General features: G+C 50.8%; 22 protein-coding genes and 2 pseudogenes. 21 read left to right on the top strand and 3 right to left on the bottom strand.

The window, feature by feature from the left end:
* Positions 1 to 93 precede the first annotated feature (93 nt).
* Entirely contained in the window at positions 94 to 621 is a 528-nt protein-coding gene (gene def, locus JCM12308_RS15090) for a peptide deformylase (RefSeq protein WP_008552325.1), read from the bottom strand.
* A gap of 231 nt (positions 622 to 852) precedes the next feature.
* Between def and JCM12308_RS15085 the strand changes: the two genes are divergently transcribed.
* Entirely contained in the window at positions 853 to 2076 is a 1224-nt protein-coding gene (locus JCM12308_RS15085; protein ID WP_208609123.1) for a DNA recombination protein RmuC, read from the top strand.
* 3 nt (positions 2077 to 2079) lie between these two features.
* On the opposite strand, the gene JCM12308_RS15080 is transcribed toward JCM12308_RS15085, so the two are convergent.
* The gene (locus JCM12308_RS15080) at positions 2080 to 2997 is read right to left on the bottom strand and encodes a LysR substrate-binding domain-containing protein (protein WP_054784313.1); all 918 of its coding nucleotides are present in this window, start codon (positions 2995 to 2997) and stop codon (positions 2080 to 2082) included.
* 140 nt (positions 2998 to 3137) lie between these two features.
* Between JCM12308_RS15080 and JCM12308_RS15075 the strand changes: the two are divergent.
* The 13 genes and pseudogenes from JCM12308_RS15075 to JCM12308_RS15015 all read left to right on the top strand — a co-directional run bounded on the left by JCM12308_RS15075 (position 3138) and on the right by JCM12308_RS15015 (position 15842).
* Positions 3138 to 3592 (top strand): annotated as a pseudogene (locus JCM12308_RS15075) (VOC family protein).
* A 10-nt stretch (positions 3593 to 3602) separates the two neighbouring features.
* A complete protein-coding gene (locus tag JCM12308_RS15070) occupies positions 3603 to 4601 on the top strand; it encodes a carbon-nitrogen hydrolase family protein (protein ID WP_054784312.1) in 999 nt (332 codons plus the stop codon).
* 223 nt (positions 4602 to 4824) lie between these two features.
* Positions 4825 to 5820 (top strand): carbon-nitrogen hydrolase family protein, encoded by a 996-nt coding sequence (locus tag JCM12308_RS15065; RefSeq protein WP_054784311.1) that lies wholly within the window; start codon positions 4825 to 4827, stop codon positions 5818 to 5820.
* 92 nt (positions 5821 to 5912) lie between these two features.
* Positions 5913 to 6857, top strand: coding sequence for a 2-hydroxyacid dehydrogenase (locus JCM12308_RS15060; protein WP_208609122.1), 945 nt, complete (start codon positions 5913 to 5915; stop codon positions 6855 to 6857).
* Positions 6858 to 6988: 131 nt separating this feature from the next.
* A complete protein-coding gene (locus JCM12308_RS15055; protein ID WP_054784309.1) occupies positions 6989 to 7204 on the top strand; it encodes a Flp family type IVb pilin in 216 nt (71 codons plus the stop codon).
* Positions 7205 to 7312: 108 nt separating this feature from the next.
* Positions 7313 to 7825, top strand: a complete 513-nt coding sequence (locus JCM12308_RS15050) for an A24 family peptidase (RefSeq protein WP_008552307.1) — start codon at positions 7313 to 7315, stop codon at positions 7823 to 7825.
* A 230-nt stretch (positions 7826 to 8055) separates the two neighbouring features.
* Entirely contained in the window at positions 8056 to 8835 is a 780-nt protein-coding gene (cpaB, locus tag JCM12308_RS15045; protein ID WP_008552322.1) for a Flp pilus assembly protein CpaB, read from the top strand.
* Positions 8836 to 8926: 91 nt separating this feature from the next.
* Positions 8927 to 10297: a type II and III secretion system protein family protein gene (locus JCM12308_RS15040; RefSeq protein ID WP_054784308.1), complete on the top strand. Its 1371-nt coding sequence runs from the start codon at positions 8927 to 8929 to the stop codon at positions 10295 to 10297.
* The gene (locus tag JCM12308_RS15035) at positions 10269 to 11042 is read left to right on the top strand and encodes a CpaD family pilus assembly protein (protein ID WP_164845320.1); all 774 of its coding nucleotides are present in this window, start codon (positions 10269 to 10271) and stop codon (positions 11040 to 11042) included. Before JCM12308_RS15040 ends, JCM12308_RS15035 begins: the two co-directional genes overlap by 29 nt.
* An 11-nt stretch (positions 11043 to 11053) precedes the next feature.
* Positions 11054 to 12262 (top strand): CpaE/TadZ family protein, encoded by a 1209-nt coding sequence (locus tag JCM12308_RS15030; RefSeq protein WP_208978608.1) that lies wholly within the window; start codon positions 11054 to 11056, stop codon positions 12260 to 12262.
* A gap of 100 nt (positions 12263 to 12362) precedes the next feature.
* Positions 12363 to 13844, top strand: coding sequence for a TadA family conjugal transfer-associated ATPase (locus JCM12308_RS15025; RefSeq protein ID WP_054784307.1), 1482 nt, complete (start codon positions 12363 to 12365; stop codon positions 13842 to 13844).
* A complete protein-coding gene (locus tag JCM12308_RS15020) occupies positions 13837 to 14856 on the top strand; it encodes a type II secretion system F family protein (RefSeq protein WP_167369216.1) in 1020 nt (339 codons plus the stop codon). Before JCM12308_RS15025 ends, JCM12308_RS15020 begins: the two co-directional genes overlap by 8 nt.
* A gap of 11 nt (positions 14857 to 14867) precedes the next feature.
* The gene (locus tag JCM12308_RS15015; RefSeq protein ID WP_054784306.1) at positions 14868 to 15842 is read left to right on the top strand and encodes a type II secretion system F family protein; all 975 of its coding nucleotides are present in this window, start codon (positions 14868 to 14870) and stop codon (positions 15840 to 15842) included.
* Between the two features lies 1 nt (position 15843).
* On the opposite strand, the gene JCM12308_RS15010 is transcribed toward JCM12308_RS15015, so the two are convergent.
* Entirely contained in the window at positions 15844 to 16626 is a 783-nt protein-coding gene (locus JCM12308_RS15010) for a tetratricopeptide repeat protein (protein ID WP_008552484.1), read from the bottom strand.
* 212 nt (positions 16627 to 16838) lie between these two features.
* Between JCM12308_RS15010 and JCM12308_RS15005 the strand changes: the two genes are divergently transcribed.
* The 7 genes and pseudogenes from JCM12308_RS15005 (at position 16839) to JCM12308_RS14975 (ending at position 23202) form a co-directional block, all read left to right on the top strand.
* Positions 16839 to 18221, top strand: coding sequence for a leucyl aminopeptidase family protein (locus tag JCM12308_RS15005; RefSeq protein ID WP_054784378.1), 1383 nt, complete (start codon positions 16839 to 16841; stop codon positions 18219 to 18221).
* A 111-nt stretch (positions 18222 to 18332) separates the two neighbouring features.
* On the top strand, positions 18333 to 18683 hold the full coding sequence (locus JCM12308_RS15000) for a MarR family transcriptional regulator (protein ID WP_037038072.1): 351 nt from the start codon (positions 18333 to 18335) through the stop codon (positions 18681 to 18683).
* Positions 18684 to 18746: 63 nt separating this feature from the next.
* A complete protein-coding gene (locus tag JCM12308_RS14995; protein ID WP_054784305.1) occupies positions 18747 to 19616 on the top strand; it encodes a C40 family peptidase in 870 nt (289 codons plus the stop codon).
* Between the two features lie 139 nt (positions 19617 to 19755).
* Entirely contained in the window at positions 19756 to 20265 is a 510-nt protein-coding gene (locus tag JCM12308_RS14990) for a pilus assembly protein N-terminal domain-containing protein (RefSeq protein WP_208609120.1), read from the top strand.
* A gap of 12 nt (positions 20266 to 20277) precedes the next feature.
* Positions 20278 to 20859: a TadE/TadG family type IV pilus assembly protein gene (locus JCM12308_RS14985; protein WP_054784303.1), complete on the top strand. Its 582-nt coding sequence runs from the start codon at positions 20278 to 20280 to the stop codon at positions 20857 to 20859.
* A 21-nt stretch (positions 20860 to 20880) separates the two neighbouring features.
* Positions 20881 to 21507, top strand: coding sequence for a TadE/TadG family type IV pilus assembly protein (locus tag JCM12308_RS14980; RefSeq protein WP_054784302.1), 627 nt, complete (start codon positions 20881 to 20883; stop codon positions 21505 to 21507).
* Between the two features lie 274 nt (positions 21508 to 21781).
* Positions 21782 to 23202, top strand: a pseudogene (locus JCM12308_RS14975) (bifunctional enoyl-CoA hydratase/phosphate acetyltransferase).
* Positions 23203 to 23215: the final 13 nt, after the last annotated feature.

Below are 23215 nucleotides of genomic sequence, written 5' to 3'. Positions count from 1 at the left end.
CGTGGGAAACAGACCCGTCTGTCGTCAGAAAGAAAGCAATAAAAAAGCGGCCTCCGCTGAAGGCCGCTTAATCTGAATGCATTGCCAGATGGATCAGGCTTGCTTCTGCTGCTTGATCATCTTCTTAACGATCCGGTCACGCTTCAGGCGAGACAGGTAGTCAATGAACAATACACCGTTCAGGTGGTCCAGCTCGTGCTGTATGCAGGTTGCCAGCAGGCCGCCAGCTTCAATTTCCTGCTTCTCACCTTCGATGTTGAGGAAGGAGACGCGAACCTCGGCTGGGCGCTCAACATCCTCATAAATGCCAGGAATGGAAAGACAGCCTTCCTGATAAGTGTTCTTCTCTTCAGAAGACCAGGTGATCTCAGGATTGATGAAAACCATCGGCTCTTTTTCGACGCTGTCGTCTTCTTCGCTTTCGCGCTCTGCAACATCCAGAACGAACATGCGCTTCATCACACCAATCTGGCTCGCAGCAAGGCCAATACCCGGCGCGTCATACATGGTCTGTAGCATGTCGTCGGCAAGTGTTCTGATTTCGTCGTTGATGTCTTCAATCGGAGCGCACTTCTCACGAAGGCAGGCTTCCGGGACAAATTTAATCTCGCGAATCGTCATAATTACTTTTGAAGTTGTTCTCGTTGCAAAGCTGTCCGCTCAACATGAGGCCGGCTGACATTGATGTTCTGGCTTCATATCCTCTTATAGGAACTTTGCCAAGTCGTTGACTATAGGCTTTTGGCTAGAGGTTTTTAAGAGGGCTCCCCATCAATTGAAGGATGTGGGTTGCAGTGCATCCAAGAAAGCTGAGAGGTATCGCGGGCTTGCAAAGTGTTCTATGTTTGTTTCATGGAACAGACAGTCTTCACATACGGTGCATTCACCCTCTCATACATTCAGGCAGCCATCATTGGTGGCGGTCTTTTGTTCTTGCTGCTGCTCATCTGGATCATGGGTTTACGCGCAAAATTGAACAGGGTGCGCGTGACATCGGCGCTGGAGCAAAAACAGGCTGCGGATACGGAAGCAGCTTTGGCAGAACTGGTGCGCTCTCAAGGTGAGATGACCGGCCGCATGCAAACCATGGCAGAGGTGTTTGGCTCCCGCCAGTCAGACCTGATGCGTGTGGTGAATGACCGTCTGGATGGCCTCGGCAAAACGCTGGGCGCGTCTGTTCTGGAAACTCACCGCCAAACCCATGCCAGCCTGACGGGACTGCAGGAGCGGATGGCTCTGCTCGACAAAGCTAACAAAACCATGGGTGAACTGGCCGGGCAGGTGACAGACCTGCAAATGGTGCTGAATGATAAGCAGTCTCGCGGAGCGTTTGGACAAGGCCGTATGGAAGCCATCATTGACGATGCTCTGCCACCAACCAGCTTCACGTTTCAGGGCACACTCTCCAACCGGTCTCGCCCCGACTGCCTGATCCATATGCCAACAGGTGCGCCGCCTCTGGTGGTTGATGCCAAATTCCCGTTAGAGGCGTTTGCAGCCATCAAGGATGCAGAGACCAAGCCAGAGCTGAAAGAAGCTGCTAACCGCTTCCGAAAGGATATCTCAAAACACCTTGAAGATATCGCGGGCAAGTATCTGCTGCCGGGCGAAACGCAGGACACTGCGCTCATGTTCGTGCCCTCTGAAAGCCTCTTCGCCGAAATCCACGAGGGCTTTCCGGATCTGACGCAGAAAGCTCACCGTCTGCGAGTGGTGATTGTCTCTCCATCTCTGCTGGTTCTGGCCGTGCAGGTGATCCAGTCTGTACTGCGAGATGCACGCATGCGCGAACAAGCCCATCTCATTCAAGCAGAAGTCGGCAAGCTGCTGCTGGACGTTGGTCGGCTGACAGAGCGCGTCTCCAAACTGCAAAACCACTTCGCCCAAACCAACAAGGATCTGGATCAGATCATGATCTCTGGCGATAAGATCAGCAACCGCGCCCGCAAGATCGACGAGATGCAACTGGGCGGTAAAGCGAGTGAGCCGGTTACCTCCTCTGCATCGCAAGCACCACAAACAACCCATCTGGCTGATGATGAACTGCCATCGCCCTTTCAGTTTGACCGCAGATAGGCTCTAGGAAACCTGCGCGAGGTGGTCCCGCAGTGCTGCCACTGCCGGACGCCGCCACGCTGCTGAGCTCCCTACCATGTAATAGGCGTTCCCCGTCACATGACGAGCGGATACTGGCTCTATCAAAGTGCCGTCTGCCAGATCTTTCTCAATCAGGAGAGAGGGGAGCAGCGCAAGCCCAAGCCCCTGACGCGCCGCTTCCAACACCATGAAAAAGTGCTCAAAGGAGAGGGATGTATCTCCCGGCAGATAGCTGGAAAGCTTATGCGCCTCCGCCCAATACTCCCAACTGCCAAGACGCGTGGAATGGATGAGCCGCGGCAACCCGAGAACATCTTGCAGGCTCTCCGGTTGCGCATCACCCAGAAGGTTTTGGCTGCACACCAAAACCATCTCTTCATCGCAGATATGATGGCTCTCCAACGCAGCCCAGCTGCCCCGCCCAACAGTTAGCGCCACATCCACGCTGGAAGGATCCCAGTTGACGGGGTCTTTGTGCCCAGCAGAAAAATCCGCTGGGATCGTGACAAGATCAATGCTGATTGCAGGGTAGGTCTTCGTGAAACCTTTGATCCTCTGCATAAGCCACAAGTTGGCCAGAGACGGCAAAGTGCCAATGCGCAGCTGACCAGAGACCGAGCCCTTCAGCTCATGCTCCAGATCCTCAACCAGCTTCAGCGCATTCTTCGCTTTCTGGCTAAGCAGCAATCCATCCTGCGTCAGCGACAGTGTCTTCCCCTGCCGGGAAAACAGAACAAGCCCAAGCTGCTCCTCCAAACTCTGAATGCGCCGCGAAACAGCCCCCTGAGTAATGCCCAGTTCTCTGGCCGCCCGCGTAAAGCTGCCGTGACGTGCAGCAGCATCAAAAACAGGCAGCACAGATAGGATTTGTGAGGTGATCGAAAGGTTATGTCGGCTCATATTATGAGTTTAACTCATGTCTATGTGACTGTCATTGGCCTATCCATGAGATTTTTGGCAGTTTAAAACAACTCCAACATGAGTTTTAGGTATAGAACGTACTTCAGATAGTGCTTTCGGTTCTCTCATCTGAATGCGTAATGAAGTTTGATAGTAAGGTGAGGCTGATCATGGCACATCCATTCCATCTGGCATTTCCAATTGATGATCTGGAGCAGACCAAAGCGTTCTACATGGGCGTGCTGGGGTGCAAACAAGGCCGTGAGCTGGAAGGCAAATGGGTTGATTTTGACCTGTTCGGCCACCAGATGTCCGCCCACCTTCGCGATAAATCGCAAATCTCAATCGGAGTCACTGGCGTAGTTGATGGCGATGCTGTCCCCGTTCCTCACTTTGGCGTTGTTTTGCCAATGGATGAATGGTTGGCTTTGGCAGAACGCCTGAAAGCGCATGAAGGCATTGAATGGCTGCTCGAACCTAAGATCAGGTTTCAGGGCCAGCCGGGAGAGCAGGGAACTTTCTTTATCAAAGATCCCTCGGGCAATGCTCTTGAATTCAAGCTTTCGCCAGTGATTCTGACATTTTCGCAACCTGAGTAGAACCCCATGGAAATTTTAGAAGCAACACATACAACACAAAGCCCTGCTGCATCTGATAAAATCAAAGTCGCTCTCGCCCAGATCGCTCCGGTCTGGCTGAAGCGCGAAGCAACACTGCAAAAAGTGGCAGATGCGGTAGAGCTCGCAGGCAAACAAGGCTGCCAGCTCGTCACCTTTGGCGAAGCTCTGGTGCCGGGTTACCCGTTCTGGATTGAGCGCACCGACGGTGCCCGCTTCAACGACCCCAAGCAAAAGGCAATTTACGCCGAGTACCTTGAGCAAGGCGTTGTGATCGAAGATGGCCATCTCGATGGCATCTGCGCAATCGCGAAGAAGTACAGCATCGCTGTTTATCTTGGTGTGATGGAACGTGCTGCCAACAGAAGCGGCCACAGCCTTTACTGCACACTGGTTTACATCGATCAGAACGGTGAAATTGGCTCCTCTCACCGCAAGCTGCAACCAACCTACGAGGAGCGTCTTGCTTGGGCTCCGGGTGATGGCAACGGCCTGCGCGTGCATCCGCTGGGCCGCTTCACTGTTGGTGGCCTCAACTGCTTCGAAAACTGGATGCCTCTGTCCCGCGCTGCTCTGTATGCACAAGGTGAAGACCTCCACGTTGCTGTCTGGCCGGGCGGACTTCACAACACAGAGGACACAACCCGCTTCGTCGCGAAGGAAAGCAGAAGCTATGTGATTTCAGTATCCGGCCTCATGCGTCCATCAGACTTCCCGCAAGACACGCTGGAACTCGCCGAAATTCTGGAAAACAGCAATGATTTCCTCGCTAACGGTGGCTCCTGCATCTCCGCACCGGATGGCTCCTGGGTCGTTGAACCTCAGGTCGGCAAAGAAGTGCTGATCACCGCTGAGCTGGATCATGCAGTCGTGCGTGGTGAGCGCCAGAACTTCGATCCAACCGGCCACTATAGCCGCCCGGACGTGACTCGTTTGGTCGTCGATCGCAAACGCCAGCAACTGGCTGATTTCATCGACGCTGAATGAAACTAAGTACTCAGGAATAAAGAGTGAGGCAGGACGTGAAGTAGCACAGTTTTTCTCTCAAAAAATTCAGTGAAGTTGAGAGATGCGACCCGCTACAGATCAACCTGCCTCATAGTAAGATTAAGAATTGGAACGGCAAAACCTCGTCATTCAAATGACATTTGTTTTTGCGGCCCTGCCGTGCCTCTCTGTGATCTTCACCTTGCATACTGAGTATTAAGCCATGGAAATTTTGGAAGTTACGCATACATCGCAAAACCCATCCGCATCAGACAAAATCAAAGTGGCCCTCGCGCAGATCGCACCGGTCTGGCTGAAGCGAGAAGCAACCTTGCAAAAGGTACTCGATGCGGTGGAGTTGGCGGGCAAACAGGGCTGCCAACTCGTGGCCTTTGGCGAAACACTTGTGCCGGGGTACCCCTTCTGGATCGAGCGAACAGATGGCGCGCGGTTCAACGACCCAAAGCAAAAAGCCATGTATGCGCGATTTCTGGATCAGGGCGTCGTCATTGAGGAAGGCCACCTCAATGCAGTCTGTGCCATGGCGAAGAAACACAGCATATCCGTCTACCTCGGTGTGATGGAACGGGCTGCGAACAGAAGCGGCCACAGCCTCTACTGCACGCTGGTCTACATTGATCAAAACGGAGAGATCGGATCAGTCCATCGCAAGCTGCAGCCAAGCTATGCGGAACGCCTTGCATGGGCACCGGGTGATGGCAACGGCTTACGTGTGCATCCCCTAGGTCGGTTCACAGTAGGTGGTCTCAACTGCGCAGAAAACTGGATGCCGCTTTCCCGTGTTGCCTTGTATGCGCAAGGCGAAGATTTGCATGTAGCTGTCTGGCCGGGTGGTTTGCGAAACACGGAAGACCCAACCCGCTTCGTGGCAAAGGAAAGCAGAAGCTACACACTCTCTGTCTCGGGCCTCATGCGGGCTTCAGATTTTCCGGAGGATACGCCGGAACTCACTGAAATCCTTGAAGGCAGCAGTGAGTTCCTCGCTGATGGCGGTTCCTGCATCGCAGCGCCGGATGGCTCATGGATTGTGGAGCCGCAAGTGGGCAGGGAGCTCCTGATCACCGCAGAGTTGGATCACGCCATGGTCCGTGCCGAGCGCCAGCTCTTTGACCCAACCGGTCACTACAGCCGACCGGATGTAACCCGCTTGGTCGTCGACCGAAAACGTCAGCAGCTTGCTGATTTTGTCGACTCTTAATAAAACGAACTGCGCAATTGATATATGACCGCGCAGTGCCGAAGATTACTCGCTGATCCTCGGACAAAACACACTTGGAAATGGAGTGCCTTATGAACCTGGTCTTATCTCTCAAAAACTTCAACGAAGCTGAGTGGATCGACCGGCTACAAGCACTCCTGCCCAACCGAAAGATCGAAGGCTGGAATGGTGGTGTTTCTGAACCGGAAAAAGCAGAGTATTTGCTTGCATGGAAGCCAGACCCAGCTGTTTTTGCTGCTCTGCCAAACCTGAAGGTGATCTTCTCATTGGGAGCAGGTGTTGACCATCTCACATCCCTGCCAGAGTTGCCTAAACTCCCCCTCGTGCGCATCGTTGATCCGGACCTGACCAACCGCATGACCGAGTGGGTCGTCTTCCAAACATTACTCCACCATCGCCAACACCTGACGTACGCAGCTCAACAAGAAGCAGGTGTTTGGCACGGCCACAGGCAATGGGCTGCAATAGATGTTCGTGTCGGCATTCTCGGGCTTGGTGAGCTGGGATTGGATTCCGCCAAAGCGCTCAAATCACTCGGTTTCAACGTCGCAGGTTGGTCCCGCACGTCGAAAACGGTCGAAGGCATTGAAAGCTTTGCCGGTGAAGACCAGCTGAAAGCATTCCTGAACCGCACGGATATTCTGGTCAACCTGCTGCCATCTACGCCAGCAACACATAAACTGATCAATGCAGACCGACTTGCCATGTTATCGCAAAGTGGAGCGCTTGGTGGCCCCGTCTACATCAACGCAGGTCGCGGTGCGACGCAGGATGAAGTCGCGATTGACGCAGCTTTGACGTCTGGAGCACTCAAAGGCGCAAGTCTTGATGTGTTTGCGATTGAACCTCTGCCGGAAGAGAGCCCGCTCTGGAAACAGAAAAACTGCATCATCACCCCACATGTTGCCGCCGAAAGTGATCCGCAGGCGCTTTCAGAGTACGTGGTAAAGCAAATCAAAGGCTTTGAGAGTGGGGAGGCCTTGGAGAACCTCGTGGATCTGGAAGTCGGCTACTAAGCCGGTCATTTCTTGATGAAACCTTAGCGGGAAAGCCCGAAAACCCAAACAAGTTGAGCGCCTCAATCAATCTAAGGTTTAGCTGCAGGGAGTAGCATCACACACAACTATAACAATAAAGTTGTGATCTGATGCTCTCCATCCTGCGTGGTTTGTTCCAGCGAGAACTGGGCAGTGCGACAATTGAGTTCGGGCTTATCTCTGGCCTCATCGCTCTGGCCATCCTCGCCATGGTGTCCGCTCCCACACTCACCAATTCTGCCTTTATTCCAGCCAGTAACAAGGCACAGATCGGCGAAGCGGAGCGTGATCTGCAGCTGTGGGAGCTCGTGAAACCAAACAATTAAATTTGTAAATAAATGAGGTTTCAGGAGATAAAAATATCAGTCGTTAAGCTCCTGTTTGGATTTGCCCTTGCAAAACCATAGTACGGTATTTGTGGGGGAGATCACGACATGATTGCAAATGGACTATTGATCATATTTCCATTGCTGCTTGCAGTTGCTGCTTTCTTTGATCTCTTCACCATGACAATCCCGAACAAACTCAACTTGCTTCTTGTCGTGGCATTTGTCGCCATGGCCTTCCTGCTGCAACTGCCTCTCCAACAAGTGGGTATGAGCTTCGCATTAGGCTTCGGCGTGATGGTAATCGGCTTTGGGTTGTTTGCTCTGGGAGTGATGGGCGGCGGTGATGTCAAGTTTCTGGCTGCAATCTCACTCTGGCTGGGCCTTTCCATGAACATGTTGGACTTCATCCTGCTCACCAGCATCTACGGTGGGGCATTGACGCTGGTCATCCTGGCATTGCGCAAGGTGCCGTACTTCCCGCAATTCATGCACGGGCAGGCGTGGTTGCTGAAGTTGCACGATAAAAAGTCCGGTGTTCCCTATGGAATAGCCATCGCGATAGCAGGAATTCAGGTGTATCCGAACACCCTCTGGTTCTCGCAGATTCCAACTTTGTGAGCATATCGCGCGCAATTAATCTAAACAAAGTATTAATGTTTGGAACTAGTGTGTTTTCACTAGGGCTAACCTGTTGCTCTTCATAGATATTCCCAAATTGACTCTATGCACATAAGTAAAAATTACAAATGTAGTGTTGTTACGGAATATTAACTATGTCTTGACAATTTTTGCTCAAATTAGGGTTAACGAATGCTGCTTAGCCAAATCTCTTAGAGGGTGGGTGCCACATGAAGGCCTCCAGATTATTAGTTTTAATTATCGCTTTAAGCGCCGGTGGATTGGCCGCTTGGCTAAACCTGTCTTCTGGTTCCCGGGAGCCGGCACAAACTATCGTTGTGCAGGAACAGGAAATACCTTCTCTGGAAATTCTTGTCGCCGCACAGGATCTCAAAGTTGGTACCGCTCTCACTGAGGGTGATCTGAGCTGGGCCAAATGGCCGGAAGAATCTGTATCTGACGGCGTGATCCTGCGAAGCTCCAGTCCTCAGGCGGACGAAGAGTTCCTTGGCCAAATCATCAAAGCTGCAATGTTCAGCGGCGAACCAATCCGCGCAGAACGTCTGATCAACACCGACAAAGGCTTCCTTGCTGCGATCCTCCCAAAAGGAAAACGCGCAGTTGCTGTGCCGGTGGACGCGGTCTCCACGGCGGGTGGTTTCATTCTTCCTGGCGATAAGGTTGACGTGCTGATCAGCATGCAGGCCAAGAAACGCGATGAAGGCTTCATCAGTGAAACGCTTCTCGAGAACATCAAGGTGCTCGCCATCGACACCACGACAGCGTCAGAGAACAGCGAAAAGGCCATGTCACCGGATCAGACTGCCACGCTGGAACTCTTCCCTCACGAAGCCGAGACGATCGCACGCGCCACTCAAATGGGAACGCTCTCGCTGTCACTGCGCAGCGCAGCGGACTCAAAAGATGGTGTGAAGCAACCACCACGCGTGAAAGGTGGTGTGAAGTTTGTGAAGTACGGGATTGCCTCCCAGTCTGTTAACGGAAATTAGTAGGTAAACTATGGTTTTTCATCGACACATGCGTCCGGCGAGAAGTTTACCGCAGAAATCCCGTTTCAGCGGAGCTCTCCTAAATCTGTTCATGGCGCTGACACTGGCAGTAGCCGCTCCACAACTCGCCACAGCCCAAACCAACTTCGAAGCCACAGTAGAAGTCACCTCCCAACACAGCGGCAAAGTCCGCCAGCTGAATGTGGGGGAGGGAAGATCTATTGTCCTGAACACAAACGAAGAAGTTCGTGATGTGTTGGTATCGAACCCAAAGATTGCAGATGCAGTTGTTCGAACAAGAAATCGTGTCTTTGTCTTTGGGAACTTAGCCGGACAAGCTTCTCTTGTTCTGTTTGGGAACGGCGGTAAACAGCTGGCATCGTTTAATCTGAATGTTCAACCTGATCCATCTGATCTTGTTGAAATGCTTGCGCGCTTGCTACCTAACTCATCAATTCATGCGGACATTGTTAATAAGAGCATAGTTCTGTCAGGGACAGCCGTGTCTCCGCTAGAAGCACAGCAGGCTTATGATATTGCATTGAAGTTTGTAGATGGTCAGGAGTCGAAAATTGTCAACACGATTGCTGTTGCTGAAAAAGACCAAGTCCAGCTGAAAGTGACAGTAGCAGAAGTCGATCGGACAACTATTAAACAGTTAGGCGTCAGTCTTCAGGGATCAATTGCTATTGGTGCATTGGATCTTAATTTTAATACATCCCCTGGCTATAACATCAACCCTTCTGTTGTAAATGCTGGCTCATTAACTGCCAAGTACGCGTTTGGTGGCAACACAATTACGCCAACTGTAAAAGCGTTGGAGCGTGATGGAGTTATGCGCACCCTTGCAGAGCCAACCTTGGTGGCCGTTTCAGGTGAAAATGCCAGCTTCTTAGCAGGGGGTGAATTTCCGATTCCTGTCGCTTACGAAGACAACAAAGTTAGCTTGGAGTTTAAGCCATTCGGTGTTGGTCTAGACTTTACTCCGGTAGTTCTGTCTGAAGGACGCATCAAACTTCGGGTTAAAACTGAAGTAAGTGAGCTTAGTTCGGAAGGTGCGGTAAACATTGCAGGTGCTATTTCTGTCTCTGCACTTAAGGTTCGCAGAGCAGAATCTACCTTAGAGCTGCCATCTGGCGGAACGCTCGTGATGGCAGGGCTTCTGAAGCATAACTATGGCCAGGAAATTGATGGTATACCCGGGCTAAAGAACATTCCAATTCTGGGCACAATGTTTAAGAGCCGAGATTACATCAATCGTCAAACCGAACTCGTAATCTTTGTAACTCCTTATGTTGTAAGACCAATTGCGCGTTCAAAAGTGGCGCGCCCTGATGACAATTTTGCAGCTCCAAGTGATCAGTCAACAGTATTCCTAAACCAGTTGAGCCGGATTTACAGGGGAACAGATGCTCCTGTCAAAGGGAATTATCATGGCAAAATTGGCTACATTTACGAGTGAGGCGAGTTCGATGAATGTACAAACGTCTGCTACCACGAATTGTAGCGTTGCTTTCAAGAAAACTCTTTGGGTTTTGGGCTTGGGCTTATGGGTTGCTGCATGCAAATCTCAGCCTTCTTATGTTGAGCAGCATTCTATTGCTGACTTCGATTATAGAAAAAGACATCCCATAATTGTGACCGAAGCTCCTGAGAATTTTGATATTCCGGTATCTGGTGAACTTCGTAACTTGAATGCAGCAACGAAAACTGCTGTTGCTGCATTTGGCCAAGAAGCGAAAGTTGATGGAAATGGAATTGTTGAAGTTCTGGTTCCATCCGGATCTGCAAATGAAACGGCAGTTCGAACTGTTTCTCCTCAAATTCGAGAAGCTCTTAAGAACGGTGGTGTGAGCCACGATCGCATAATTATGAGAAGTTATACTGTTTCCGATATGGCTGCGTCCGCTCCTGTGCGCCTCTCATTTATGAGAATAAAAGGTGTTGTTCGTAACTGTGGTGATTGGCCCGATGCAATGAGCGGCGACAGTCAGAATCGGGACTATCACAACTTTGGATGTGCGTCACAGGCAAACCTTGCAGCTATGGTTGATAATCCCAATGATCTATTACGTCCTAGACCATTGGGGCCAAACGACCCAGCAAGAACCAACGAAATTTTGGCTAACAATCGTACTGGAGACCTGACTGCAGGGCAGTATGGAGCCGGTGTTGGAACAAATGTATCATCCGTTGCGCAGAATTAACGAGATAAACTATGAGCGATTTTGCACAGTCCGATATAGGTACAACGTTTGACGATGGAGCTGCTGGTCAACTTTCAACTTCTGAGTTTAAGTTTGTCAGCATCCCTCGTATTTCTGTTCAAGCTTTCTGCGTAGATTCCAGAACAGCAGAAACTATTCAGAACTCAAGCATTGATCGTCGAATGTCTAAAACACATACGATGGTGCATCAGGGAGGCATTCTTGCAGCTGTTGAAACCTTCCAAAGTGCTGCGACACCTAACTTATTAATCGTTGAATCTCTCTCCAGTCCTCAAGAGATGGTTGAAGAGCTGGATCAGCTTGCTGAAGTTTGTGATGCTGGGACCAATGTGCTGGTTATCGGCCGTGTGAATGATGTGAACCTCTATCGCGCGCTTATTCAGCGTGGTGTTGGTGAGTACATTGTTGGGCCCGTCGATATCGCGCAGATCATCAATACGATTGGTCAGTTTTATTCAGATACCGAAGCCGAACCGTTTGGCCGTACGATCGCTGTGATCGGTGCAAAAGGCGGGTGTGGTGCCTCTTCTGTTGCGCACAACCTCTCCTGGTCCATCGCCAAAACATTGGACAATGATGTTGCGATTGCAGATCTGGATTTGCCTTTTGGAACCGCCGGTCTGGACTTCAATCAGGACCCTCTGCAAGGCGTGATGGAAGCTGTTGCTTCTCCAGAGCGTCTGGATGACACACTGCTCGATCGTCTGCTCTCAAAGTGCAATGATCGCCTGAGCTTGCTCGCAGCCCCTGCAACGCTTGATCAGACTTATGATTTTGAAACTGACAAGTTCGATCAGGTCATTGAAGTGATGCAGAAGGGTACGCCAACGGTTGTGCTCGATTTGCCTCATACGTGGAACGGTTGGGTTCGTCATATCCTTGCGCATGTCGATGAAGTTCTGATTGTTGCGGAGCCTGATCTGGCGAACCTGCGCAACGCTAAGAACCTCGTTGACAGCATTGGTCAGCTGCGCCCGAACGATGCAAAGCCTTATCTGGTCTTGAACAAAGTCGGCATCCCAAAACGACCTGAAATCAAGCCGGATGAGTTCAGCAGCGCGCTGGATGTTGTCTCTTTGGCATCCATGCCATTTGAGCCAGCGCTGTTTGGCACAGCTTCCAACAATGGTCAGATGATTGCTGAGTTTGATAGTCGGCATGCAGTGCTGGTCTGTTTGAAGAGATTGCAGCGAAAGTGACTGGCAAGGCTGAGATGAACCAGAAGAGCAAATCACTCTTCGCATCCCTAATGAAAAAAGTCCGTAAATAGTCCTTGGGCTGATTTAAAGGCGTTAGAATATGTTTGGTAGACGTGGCAACGGTGAATTTGGAAACAAAAAACCAAAGTCTGCTCCTGTAAACCCAGCGATACAGGCGCAGGCAACAAAGCCTGTTGTTCAGGAAACGCCGAACAAGATTAAGCCAACCCAACCGGTTATTGAGAAGCAGCCTGAAAAGCCGAAGGAAAGTGCCCCTGAGAACAAACGAACTCAGGAGTATTATGCGACCAAGGCCTCCATCTTCAATGCACTGGTAGAAGCGATCGATCTCTCACAGTTGAGTCGTCTGGAACAGGACGATGCGCGCGATGAGATCCGCGATGTCGTCAATGACATCATCGCTCTTAAGAACCTCGTTATGTCCATCGCCGAGCAGGAAGATCTGCTCGAGGATATCTGTAACGACGTTCTGGGATATGGCCCGCTGGAACCGTTGCTAGCTCGTGATGATATTGCGGATATCATGGTGAACGGCGCAAACACCGTTTACATCGAAACAGATGGCATGGTGGAGCAGACTGGCATCCAGTTCCGTGACAATCGCCAGCTGATGAATATCTGCCAGCGCATCGTGTCGCAGGTTGGGCGCCGTGTTGATGAGTCCAGCCCAATCTGTGACGCCCGTTTGCCTGATGGATCTCGTGTAAACGTGATTGCACCACCGCTGTCCTTGGATGGGCCAGCCCTCACAATTCGTAAGTTTAAGAAAGACAAGCTTACGCTGGACCAGCTGGTGAATTTTGGCTCCATCTCGCCAGAAGGTGCTGAAATTCTGGAGATTATTGGACGCGTCCGCTGTAACACTGTTATTTCTGGCGGTACGGGCTCTGGTAAAACCACACTCCTGAACTGTTTGACACGCTACATCGACAGCACTGAACGCATCATTACCTGCGAAGATAGTGCGGAACTTCAGCTTCAGCAGCCTCATGTGGTGCGCCTAGAAACCAGACCCCCAAATCTGGAAGGTGAGGGGGAGATTACCATGCGTGATCTCGTCAAGAACTGTCTGCGTATGCGTCCTGAACGTATTATCGTGGGTGAGGTACGTGGCCCGGAAGTGTTCGATTTGCTTCAGGCCATGAACACCGGTCACGATGGTTCTATGGGCACAATCCACTCCAACTCCCCACGCGAATGCCTGAAGCGTATTGAATCCATGATCGCATTGGGTGGCTTCTCGCTCCCATCCAAGACGGTACGCGAGATTATCGTTGGCTCCATTGATGTGATCGTGCAGGCTGCCCGCCTCAGAGACGGTTCGCGCCGCATCACACACATCACCGAAGTTGTTGGTATGGAAGGTGATGTCATCACCACACAGGATCTCTTCACCTATGATATCACTGGTGAAGATGCGAACGGCAAGATCGTAGGTCAGCACCGCTCAACCGGCATCGGCCGCCCTCTCTTCTGGGATAGAGCAAGATACTTCAACGAAGAAGAACGCCTGGCCCGCGCCCTCGACGCCTCAGATATCTCAGGAGGACTGCATGGCTAACCTCGATAGCTTCCTTGCGTCTCCTCTGGCCGATTATCTGATTACAGCACTTATAATGATCAGCGTCGTCGGCGTTACCTTCACCTTGCTGGCACCGCTGTTTTCGAAGGATAAATTGGGCAAGCGAAAGGAAGGCCTGGTTCAGAAGAGCAGCTCTCAAGTCAGAGGCCGTTCTCAAAAGATAGACGTTTCTGCTCGTCGTAAAACTGTCCAAGATCAGCTAAAGGCAATGGAGGCAGCTCAAGCTGCCAAAAAGAAAAATGCTGATAAGCCGATATTTGCGGACTGGATTGCACAGGCGGGCTTATCTTGGTCGAAACCCAAGTACTATATTATTTCAGTGTTATGCGGACTGATTATCTTTTTTTCCAGCTTGTTCTTAGGACAACCAATCTGGATCGCGCTTGCTTTGCTTTTTGTTGGAACGTTTGGATTGCCTCGTTTGTACATTTCCAAGAGGCGCAAGAAGCGTTTTGACAAATTCCTCGATGAGTTTCCAAACGCGGTAGATATTATCGTTCGTGGCGTGAAATCAGGCATGCCTCTTGGTGATTGTTTACAAATCGCAGCTACAGAATCCAAAGACCCCGTCGGTGCTGAGTTCTCACACGTACTAGACAAGATGCATATGGGTATGCCTTTGTCTGAAGCTATTCATTACATTCCTAAAAGAGTACCTCTTCAGGAAACTAACTTTCTAGCTATCGTTGTCACGATTCAAGCGCAGGCAGGTGGTAGCCTGTCGGAAGCCCTTGGCAATCTATCAAAGACATTACGCCAACGTAAAGAAATGAAAGGGAAAATCAGGGCTGTTAGTCAGGAAGCGAAAACATCAGCAGCAATCATCGGCTCGCTTCCATTTCTCGTCACTTTGATGCTTTCGGTGGTAGCACCTGATTACATTCGTTATCTTATTGATACCGAGATTGGCTTAATTCTGGTTGGATTTGCTTTGGTTTGGATGACCATAGGTATCTTAGTTATGCGGAAAATGATTGATTTTAGGATCTAAGGAGCACAGCTATGGGGCTATCCGAATTTGAAAATAGCAATGTGTTTGTTGTGGTCTTGACGCTTTTAGCCGTTTCGGGGACTTTCTACGCATTGCTTATGCCTCTGTTTGAACGAGATAATTTGAAGACTCGAATGAAGTCAGTTGCTTTAGAACGCGAGGAAATTCGTGCACGCGAGAGAAATCGGCTGGCTAATCAGAAAGAAAATGAACGTGTCGCTCTGCGCAGCAGTCCCAAAGAGAGTGTACGTGAGTTCGTTGATAAATACGATCTGAAGAAGATACTTTCGAATGATAACGTTATTAACAAACTTAAAATGGCAGGGTATCGGGGAGCTTCTCCGCTATACACCTATCTGTTTTTGCAGATTGTACTTCCAGTTTCCTTTTTTGCGCTCACATTTTTCTATCTTCAGATTGTGTTAAAGGTTGATGCTTCAGTTGGGGGCGTCTTTCTATTGTCGCTACTCGCTGCTGTGGTGGGGTTTTATGCACCGAGCATTTATGTTCAGAACCAAGTCGCGAGACGGCAAGACTCAATTAGATTAGCTTGGCCCGATGCGATGGATCTAATGCTGATCTGTGTTGAATCTGGCATGTCGATTGAAGCAGCGTTTAAGAAGGTCGCTGAGGAAGTTGGGACACAGTCAACTGCATTGGCAGAAGAGCTTATTTTAGCAACTGCCGAGTTGTCGTTTTTGGATGAACGAAGAAAAGCATATCAAAATCTGGCAGATCGGACAGGCCTTGATGGCGTTAAGGATGTGGTAGTTGCTCTAATGCAGGCCGAAAAATACGGCACGCCAATTGGCTCAGCTTTGCGAGTGTTGTCCGACGAAAACCGTCAAGCAAGAATGCAGGAAGCTGAGCGTAAAGCAGCCGCATTGCCGCCAAGACTTACTGTGCCCATGATGATGTTTTTTATGCCAGCATTGTTTGTGGTGATTATTGCGCCTGCAGCAATTCAGGTTATGCAAACCTTCTAACTCACGCCTTCCCAAGCATTGTCTTCAGGTACGCCACGTTTTCGGCGGCCTGGCGGGGGTCGATGTCGGATTGTGCGACGCGGACGGCTTCATCGAAGCGGCCTTGGAGGCCGAGGGTGAGGGCGAGGTTTTGGCGGACCTGACTGCCGGCGCGGCCTGTATCTAAAGCGGAGCGCAGGGCGGTTTCGGCATTGCGCAGGTCTCCGGCCAGAAGATAAGACATTCCCAGATTGTTCAGCACAGATGGCTCGTTCGGGGAGATCTTGAGTGCTTGCTGATAGGTGGCGCGCGCCTGCTTAGTTTCTCCCAGCTGATCCAGAATGGCAGCTTTGGCAGAGAGCATTTTCCAGTTTGGCTGTGCAGGGTCAAAAGCGTTGTCGATGACGTTCAGCGCTTCCTGTAGTTTGCCGTTTTCTGCAAGCACCTTGCCGTAGCTGGCGGCAATGGTTTTGTTCTCAGCATTGGCGATAACACCCCGGCGCAAGATTGCTTCTGCTTGCTGACCTTGGCCATCAATTCTAAGGGCCGCTGCATAGTTCAGGATCGTGCGTGGGTTCTTCTGATCCTTGGAATAAGCTCCGCCCCAATAAGCGAGCGCTTTCTGCATTTCTTGTGAGCCTGGCTTTAACTGCTGACTTTGAGAAACAGAAGCCTGTGCCCGAGGTTTGTTCGTTGCACAGCCTGAAAGTGCAATCCCGCAAGCCAGCAGCAGTGAGACAGCTGTCGCACTTTTGAAAATGCCAGTAGACATCTTGGTTTTGTGTGTGCGGTCAAATACGGCCATGGAACCCTCAGCAACGAAGCAATTCAAATATTGTTTGAAAATGAAATATTAACCCTAATTTCTGGTTAACTCTCGTGGTGCGCGCTCCCTGTAAGGCAGGGGAGGGAGCTGCTCTCTGTCTTGCACAGAACCGTTAACGTGGTTAGGTTGCCTCAACGCTGCCCATTCAGGACAGATCATAGATTTCTCACATCTTAAAAATGGAGCTCCCGGTGCACGGTCCGTTAATTTCTGCAGAAGAAACAGTCAATCCAATTCCAGTGGTCGCACTCTCGACCAGCGAGTTGGAAGCGCACCTCGAAGCTGCAGGTCCAGTGGCGCAGGCGTGGGCAAAAGCGCAGGAGTTCGAGGCTGCATTTGGTGATACGCTTGTTATGCCGAATGAAGCTGGTGAAATTGCAACCGTTCTGTTTGGCTATGGCAGCGGTCAAAAGGACGCTTTGGAAACTGGCGCAACGCTGAACAAGAAGTTGCCTGCTGGTGCTTTTGAGCTTTCCAAAGGCTTTGAGGACCATGCCGGTATTGCGCTTGGCTTCTCTCTGGCAGCTTATCGGTTTGATGCCTACAAAAAAGTGCCTGCCGCAAAAGCGCAACTGGTTATTTCTGAAGCTGGCATTCTTGAAGAGCTGGCACCCGTTCTTGCTGGCACGCGCCTCGCGAAAGACCTCATTAACACCCCCGCTAATGATATGGGTCCGGAAGAACTGGCAGCCGCAGCTTCTCAGCTTTTTGAGGACCATGGCGGAGCTGCAAAGATCATCATGGGCGATGTTCTGGAGAACGAATTCCCGCTGGTGCATGCAGTCGGTAATGGCAGTGACAGAGCTCCCCGCCTGATTGACGCCACTTGGGGGAAGGACACCGCCCCTAAGATTACTCTGGTTGGTAAAGGCGTGATCTTTGACAGTGGTGGTCTGGATGTAAAACCAGCTGCTGGCATGATCCTTATGAAAAAAGACATGGGTGGCGCAGCCAATGTGCTGGGCCTCGCAGCCATGATCATGAAAGCAGAACTGCCAATCCGTTTGCGCGTGATTGTGCCTGCTGTCGAAAACGCAATCTCAGGCCGTGCTTTCCGTCCATCCGATATTTTCACAAGCCGCAAAGGCCTGTCTGTTGAGATCGGCAACACCGATGCAGAAGGTCGCCTTGTACTGGCAGATGCGCTGGCATTGGCGGATGAGGAAAGCCCGGAACTGATCATCGACATGGCAACGCTGACCGGCGCGGCGCGAGTTGCTCTTGGTCCTGACTTACCTCCTTATTATACCGATGATGAAGAACTGGCAGAGACCATCGCAGTTCACAGTGAAGCGGTGAACGATCCGTTATGGCGTATGCCATTGTGGAAGCCATACAAGAAGTACATCACCTCCAAAACGGCTGATCTGGCAAACATCAACACCAGTGGCGCGGGCTTTGCAGGCTCTGTGACAGCAGCTTTGTTCCTGCAGAGATTCGTTGAGAATGCCGGAAGTTGGGTGCATTTGGATATCTACGGTTGGACACCAATTGAAAAAGATTTCAGAACCCATGGCGGTGAAGCTCAGGCAATCCGGGCACTTTTTGACATGCTGAAGACCCGCTTTGGCTAAGATCTATACGGATTACACCGTCAAAAATACCCAATACCTCAATCTGGTAAGGGTCCCGAAATAATTTGCAGGCTAGGTTTTAGCCTGCAATAGGGATTAGGACGAATAAATATGCCCGTAGAGATCCGCCCGTCGCAGGCGCTTAAGCTATGGCATGATGTAGTGTTGGAATTGGTGCGCGCGGCAGATCAGGATTTGACTGCTCGTCAAATGTCTATTCTTTTAACTGTATATCTTGAGCCTCCACCCCATACCGTGCGCGGGTTAGCGCAAAAGCTTGGGGTAACAAAACCTGCCATCACGCGTGCTCTGGATACTCTGGGCGCAAACAAGCTGCTTTCCAGAAAGCGTGATGAAAACGATCGCCGCAACGTCGTCGTCACCCGCACCGTTGCTGGGGCGCTCTATCTGGAGCAACTGGGCGATCTTGTCTCTGAAAAAGCGCAGGATCTTCCGCGATAATCGGGATGCATGTCCTCTGATAGTCGGGTATGACTATAGGCTACTGTTTGGAAGGGGCTCTTCATGACTGCTCAACTCGACCGCCGTTTACACCCGGTACGACCAGACCTCGCCTCCGCCGCCTATCGCGGTCAGGTGGACGCTGAGCGTTTTGTTGACGGGACTGAGTTCTCAGTAACAGTAGATAAAGTTGAGCTGCGCGCAAGACCAGAGCTTACTTGTGGGATCGATACTGAAGTGAACTTTGGCGAAACCTTCCAGGTTTTCGAGAGCACATCAGAGGGTTGGTCCTGGGGCCAGCTTGCGACTGACGGATACGTTGGTTGGCTGCCAACCAGCGCACTTGGCACCATCGAAGCCGCAACCCACAGAGTTGCTGCCCTGCGTACTTACAGATATACGGAAGCTGAGATGAAACGCCCTGTTCTGGGGCAGATTTCGATGGGGTCTCTCCTACGTGTGGTTGGCCATGAAACGACACGGGGGCTGGAGTTCGCCAAACTGGCAGATGGCTCCTTCGTGGTGAATAAGCACTTGGTCAAGCGTGATCATAAGGCCGCTGATTGGGTGGAAGCCGCTGAGGCGATGCTGGGAACGCCTTACCTTTGGGGCGGACGCTCTTCGCTCGGGCTGGACTGTTCTGGATTGATTCAGCTCTCCTTGCAAACCGGCGGTATAAATGCTCCCCGTGATGCAGACATGCAGGAAGCCATGCTTGGCGAACATCTGGATCTCTCAAACGGCCTACCCGCCTTGCAACGTGGAGATCTGATGTTTTGGAAAGGGCATGTTGGTGTTATGGCCAATCCTGAAACCTTGTTGCATGCCAACGGCTTCACCATGACTGTCGACTATGAGAACTTGCAGGCCGCTTTGAAACGCATCGGTGAGAATGAGTTTGGTGAACTGACCTCGGTAAAACGACTGGCCTGAAAGCCGTTTACTCACGCTTAACCATAAAGCGCATTATCGGCATATCTATCCCGCCAAAACACGCAAATTAGGTTTTCGTTCACTAAAATTATCGCACAAATAACTGGTAAAATTTAACAGTTATTCGGTGGGGTTTGCCGTGTTTTGGAAGCTGCAAGAACAGGTCTCAGATCGTTTGCCAAAGATTGCCTCTGTTGCAATCTTGACTGCGATGATTGCGGGCATTTCCGCAACTTCAATCGCACCAGCCTATGCAGATGTGGAAGTGGTTGCTGATCAGGCGAAAGTCTTTCGTCTTGAGGAGCCTGCCGAAACCATCATCCTCGGCAACCCGAGCATTGCTGACGTGACAGTCCACGATCGCCTGACAATCGTCATCACCGGCAAATCATACGGCACCACCAACCTCGTCGTACTCAACGATGCTTCCGAACCCGTTGTTGAAGAGCTGATCACCGTAACCGCCGAAATGGCCGGCTACGTCGCCATCCAACGCAACAACAGCCGCTTCACCTACTCCTGCAACCCCGACTGCCACGAAGTCCTGCGCTTGGGTGATAATAAGAAGAAAACAGATGATGTCGCGTCTTCAATCAGTTTGCGCAATAAACTGGCTGAAGACGGAACCGTAGCGAGCAATACTCAATAGCGGGAAGCTCTCATGTACAACATGCAGCACCACGACAAGCTAGTTGGGTCTCGTAAACGTTCCGAAAAAAGAAACTCTAAGCGTTTTCTATCGGATTACCGCGGAGTGACGGCAATTGAGTTTGCATTGATTGCTCCGGTTTTGTTTGGGATCGTATTGGCAATCCTAGAGCTAGGCCTCTCTATGCTAGTCGAGGTTGTACTGGACAATGCTGTTGCGGAAGCTGCGCGACAAATTAGAACAGGACAAGTTCATTTAGCTCAACAGAATGGCGAGTATAACAAGACAAAGTTCAAAAACGTTATTCTGGAAAATGGGGCGGGCCTTCTAAAAGCCATCGAAGATAAAATTTTTGTTGACGTGGAGGCATTTGAGGATTTTGGCGATATTCGTGAGTACCAGCCTTTGGTTGAGGATGGTGCAGTTGTCATGGAGCAGAACTGGGATCCCGGAGAGGCAAGCGATGTTGTTATTGTGCAGGTCGTTTGCGCATGGCCAATGATTACTTCCACAATGGTGAGCCTTTTTGGTCAGGCCGAAGGTGGCAGTCGTATTCTCGTAGCAACAGAGATTTTTAGAAATGAACCTTTCTAACTAGCTGGATTGGTGAAGTTTATGAACCCACATCCAAATATTTACAGTGCTTTCAGATCGTTTTGTCTCAGCAAAAATGGTGTTGCAGCAATTGAGTTCGCGATCGTCATGCCCATGTTAGTATTCATTTTTCTTGGTATGGTCGAACTTACAACGGCAGTTTCTTATGACAGGCGAGTAAGTAAAGCTGGCGCCGCGATTGCTGATTTGATTGCTCGTTCGGATGATGTGACGGATGGGATGGATGATATCAATAAAGCTATTGAACATCAGATGACACCTTTTGAAGATGTAGACATTGATATCAAAATTGGAATGGTCCTGATCAGAAACGGTCGCCCACAAGTGGTCTGGAGTTGGGAGAATGGAAAAAGCGCGCCACCATGGCCACAAGGCTCAGAGCCAGATGGTGTTTCATTCACCAGTACGATGCTCATTAATGGTCGTTACTACGTTGTCTCAACATCCCGGTTTGAATATAAGTTCATCTTAGGCTCGGCTTTAAGTAGTTTGTATCAAATGGTTTCAGAGGACCATGATAGCGGTAAGTTCCTGTCATTACCTTTGAGTGATAGCTTTGTGCTTCTTCCAAGAAGAGTCTCGTGTGTCGAGTATAATGATCATTGCGCAACGTGGCCTCCATTATAAGAGTAACTACGTAAGATTTAGCGCTGTAATCTAAAGATTGATGTGTCATAACTTCGCAGATCGCCAAAATCTGCTGTTTTGTGATCTTTACCGATAGATTTGTTAGCTCAAATGTTGAATAAGCCCCCCAAGCTTGGCGAAGAATTTAACGCACGTATCGCTGAACAGTCACAGAGCTGCGATAGTATGGCAGAGTCCTCCCCTCAAGAGCCCTATCGTAATTTCTCTTGAGCTCGGACAGGAGTGATACGTGGAAAATGAAAAGAGGCTATCAATGGCTACTAATCGGACCTATGACCAAATCCAGGTCGGTGATTCCGTCACTCGCTCCCGCATCTGTACAGCAAATGACCTTTACGTATTTGCGCACGCGTCTGGCAACATCAATCCTCTGCACCTGCCAAATGCACAGTGGGAAGGCATTGAGAAGAAAGATGGCCCATCCGCACCGTTCATGTGGGGCGCTACTCTGATCTCAGCAGTCGTCGGCAACTACCTCCCAGGTCCAGGCTGCGTCTACCGTGATCAGACCCTGTCCTTCCATAACAAGGTGAAAGTGGACCAGGTTCTCGACGTTACCGTCACCGTTCTTGAAAAGCTGCCAAACAACATCATCCGTCTTGCAACAAGCGTGAAGGTTGATGATGGCACTCTGGTTGCTGAAGGTGAAGCTCAGGTAGAAGCACCAACAAAGTCCATCTCTTACGATGCAGAAGAGCTGCCAGGCCTGCTGATGAAGCGCCACCAGCACTTTGATCGTCTCGTTGCAACAGCATCCCAGCTGCCTGCTATCCCGACTTCTGTTGTCTGCCCAGACGATGCAAACTCTCTCGGCGGTGCGGTCATGGCAGCTCAGGCTGGCCTGATCATTCCAATCCTCTGTGGCCCTGAAAAGCGTATTCAGGCAGCTGCTGACAAGATTGGCGCGGATATCTCCGGCTACGAGCTGATCGATACACCTGACGAAGGTTCTGCAGCTGCAAAAGCTGTTGCGCTGGTTCATGAAGGCCGCGTTCGCTCCGTCATGAAGGGTCACCTGCACACCGACGACCTGCTGCGCCACGTTGTGAAGCGCGAAGGTGGTCTGCGCACCAAGCGTCGTCTGTCTCACGCATTCGTAATGGACGTTCCAGGCCGCGAAACACCGCTGATCGTATCTGACGCGGCTATCAACATTGCACCGGACCTGATGGCCAAAGTGGACATCACTCAGAACGCGATCGATGTTGCACGTTCTATCGGCATTCAGCTCCAAAAGTTGGTATCCTGTCCGCTCTGGAAACCGTTAACCCGGCGATCCCATCCACCATCGACGCAGCTGTGCTGTCCAAGATGGCTGACCGTGGTCAGATCAAAGGCGGTATCGTTGACGGCCCACTGGCAATGGATAACGCGATTGACCTTGAAGCTGCTCGCACCAAAGGCATCGAGTCCGTTGTTGCTGGCCGCGCAGAAGTGCTTATCGTGCCAAACCTTGAAGCTGGCAACATGGTTGTGAAAGAGCTGACCTTCCTCGCGCATGCGGAAACAGCTGGTCTTGTAACCGGTGCTCGCGTTCCGATCATCCTCACCAGCCGCGCAGACAATGATCGTGCGCGCCTCGTATCCTGTGCTCTGGCTTCCATGTACGATTACTACCTGCGTACTGGCGAAGCATTCAACGGTGAGCAGGATCTGGCAGAAGCTGCAGAGTAATTCGGGATAGCTG

This window comes from Pseudovibrio denitrificans JCM 12308 (genome assembly GCF_001310815.1).
Classification (GTDB): Bacteria; Pseudomonadota; Alphaproteobacteria; order Rhizobiales; family Stappiaceae; genus Pseudovibrio; species Pseudovibrio denitrificans.
This window is presented reverse-complemented; position numbering and strand designations above follow the sequence as displayed.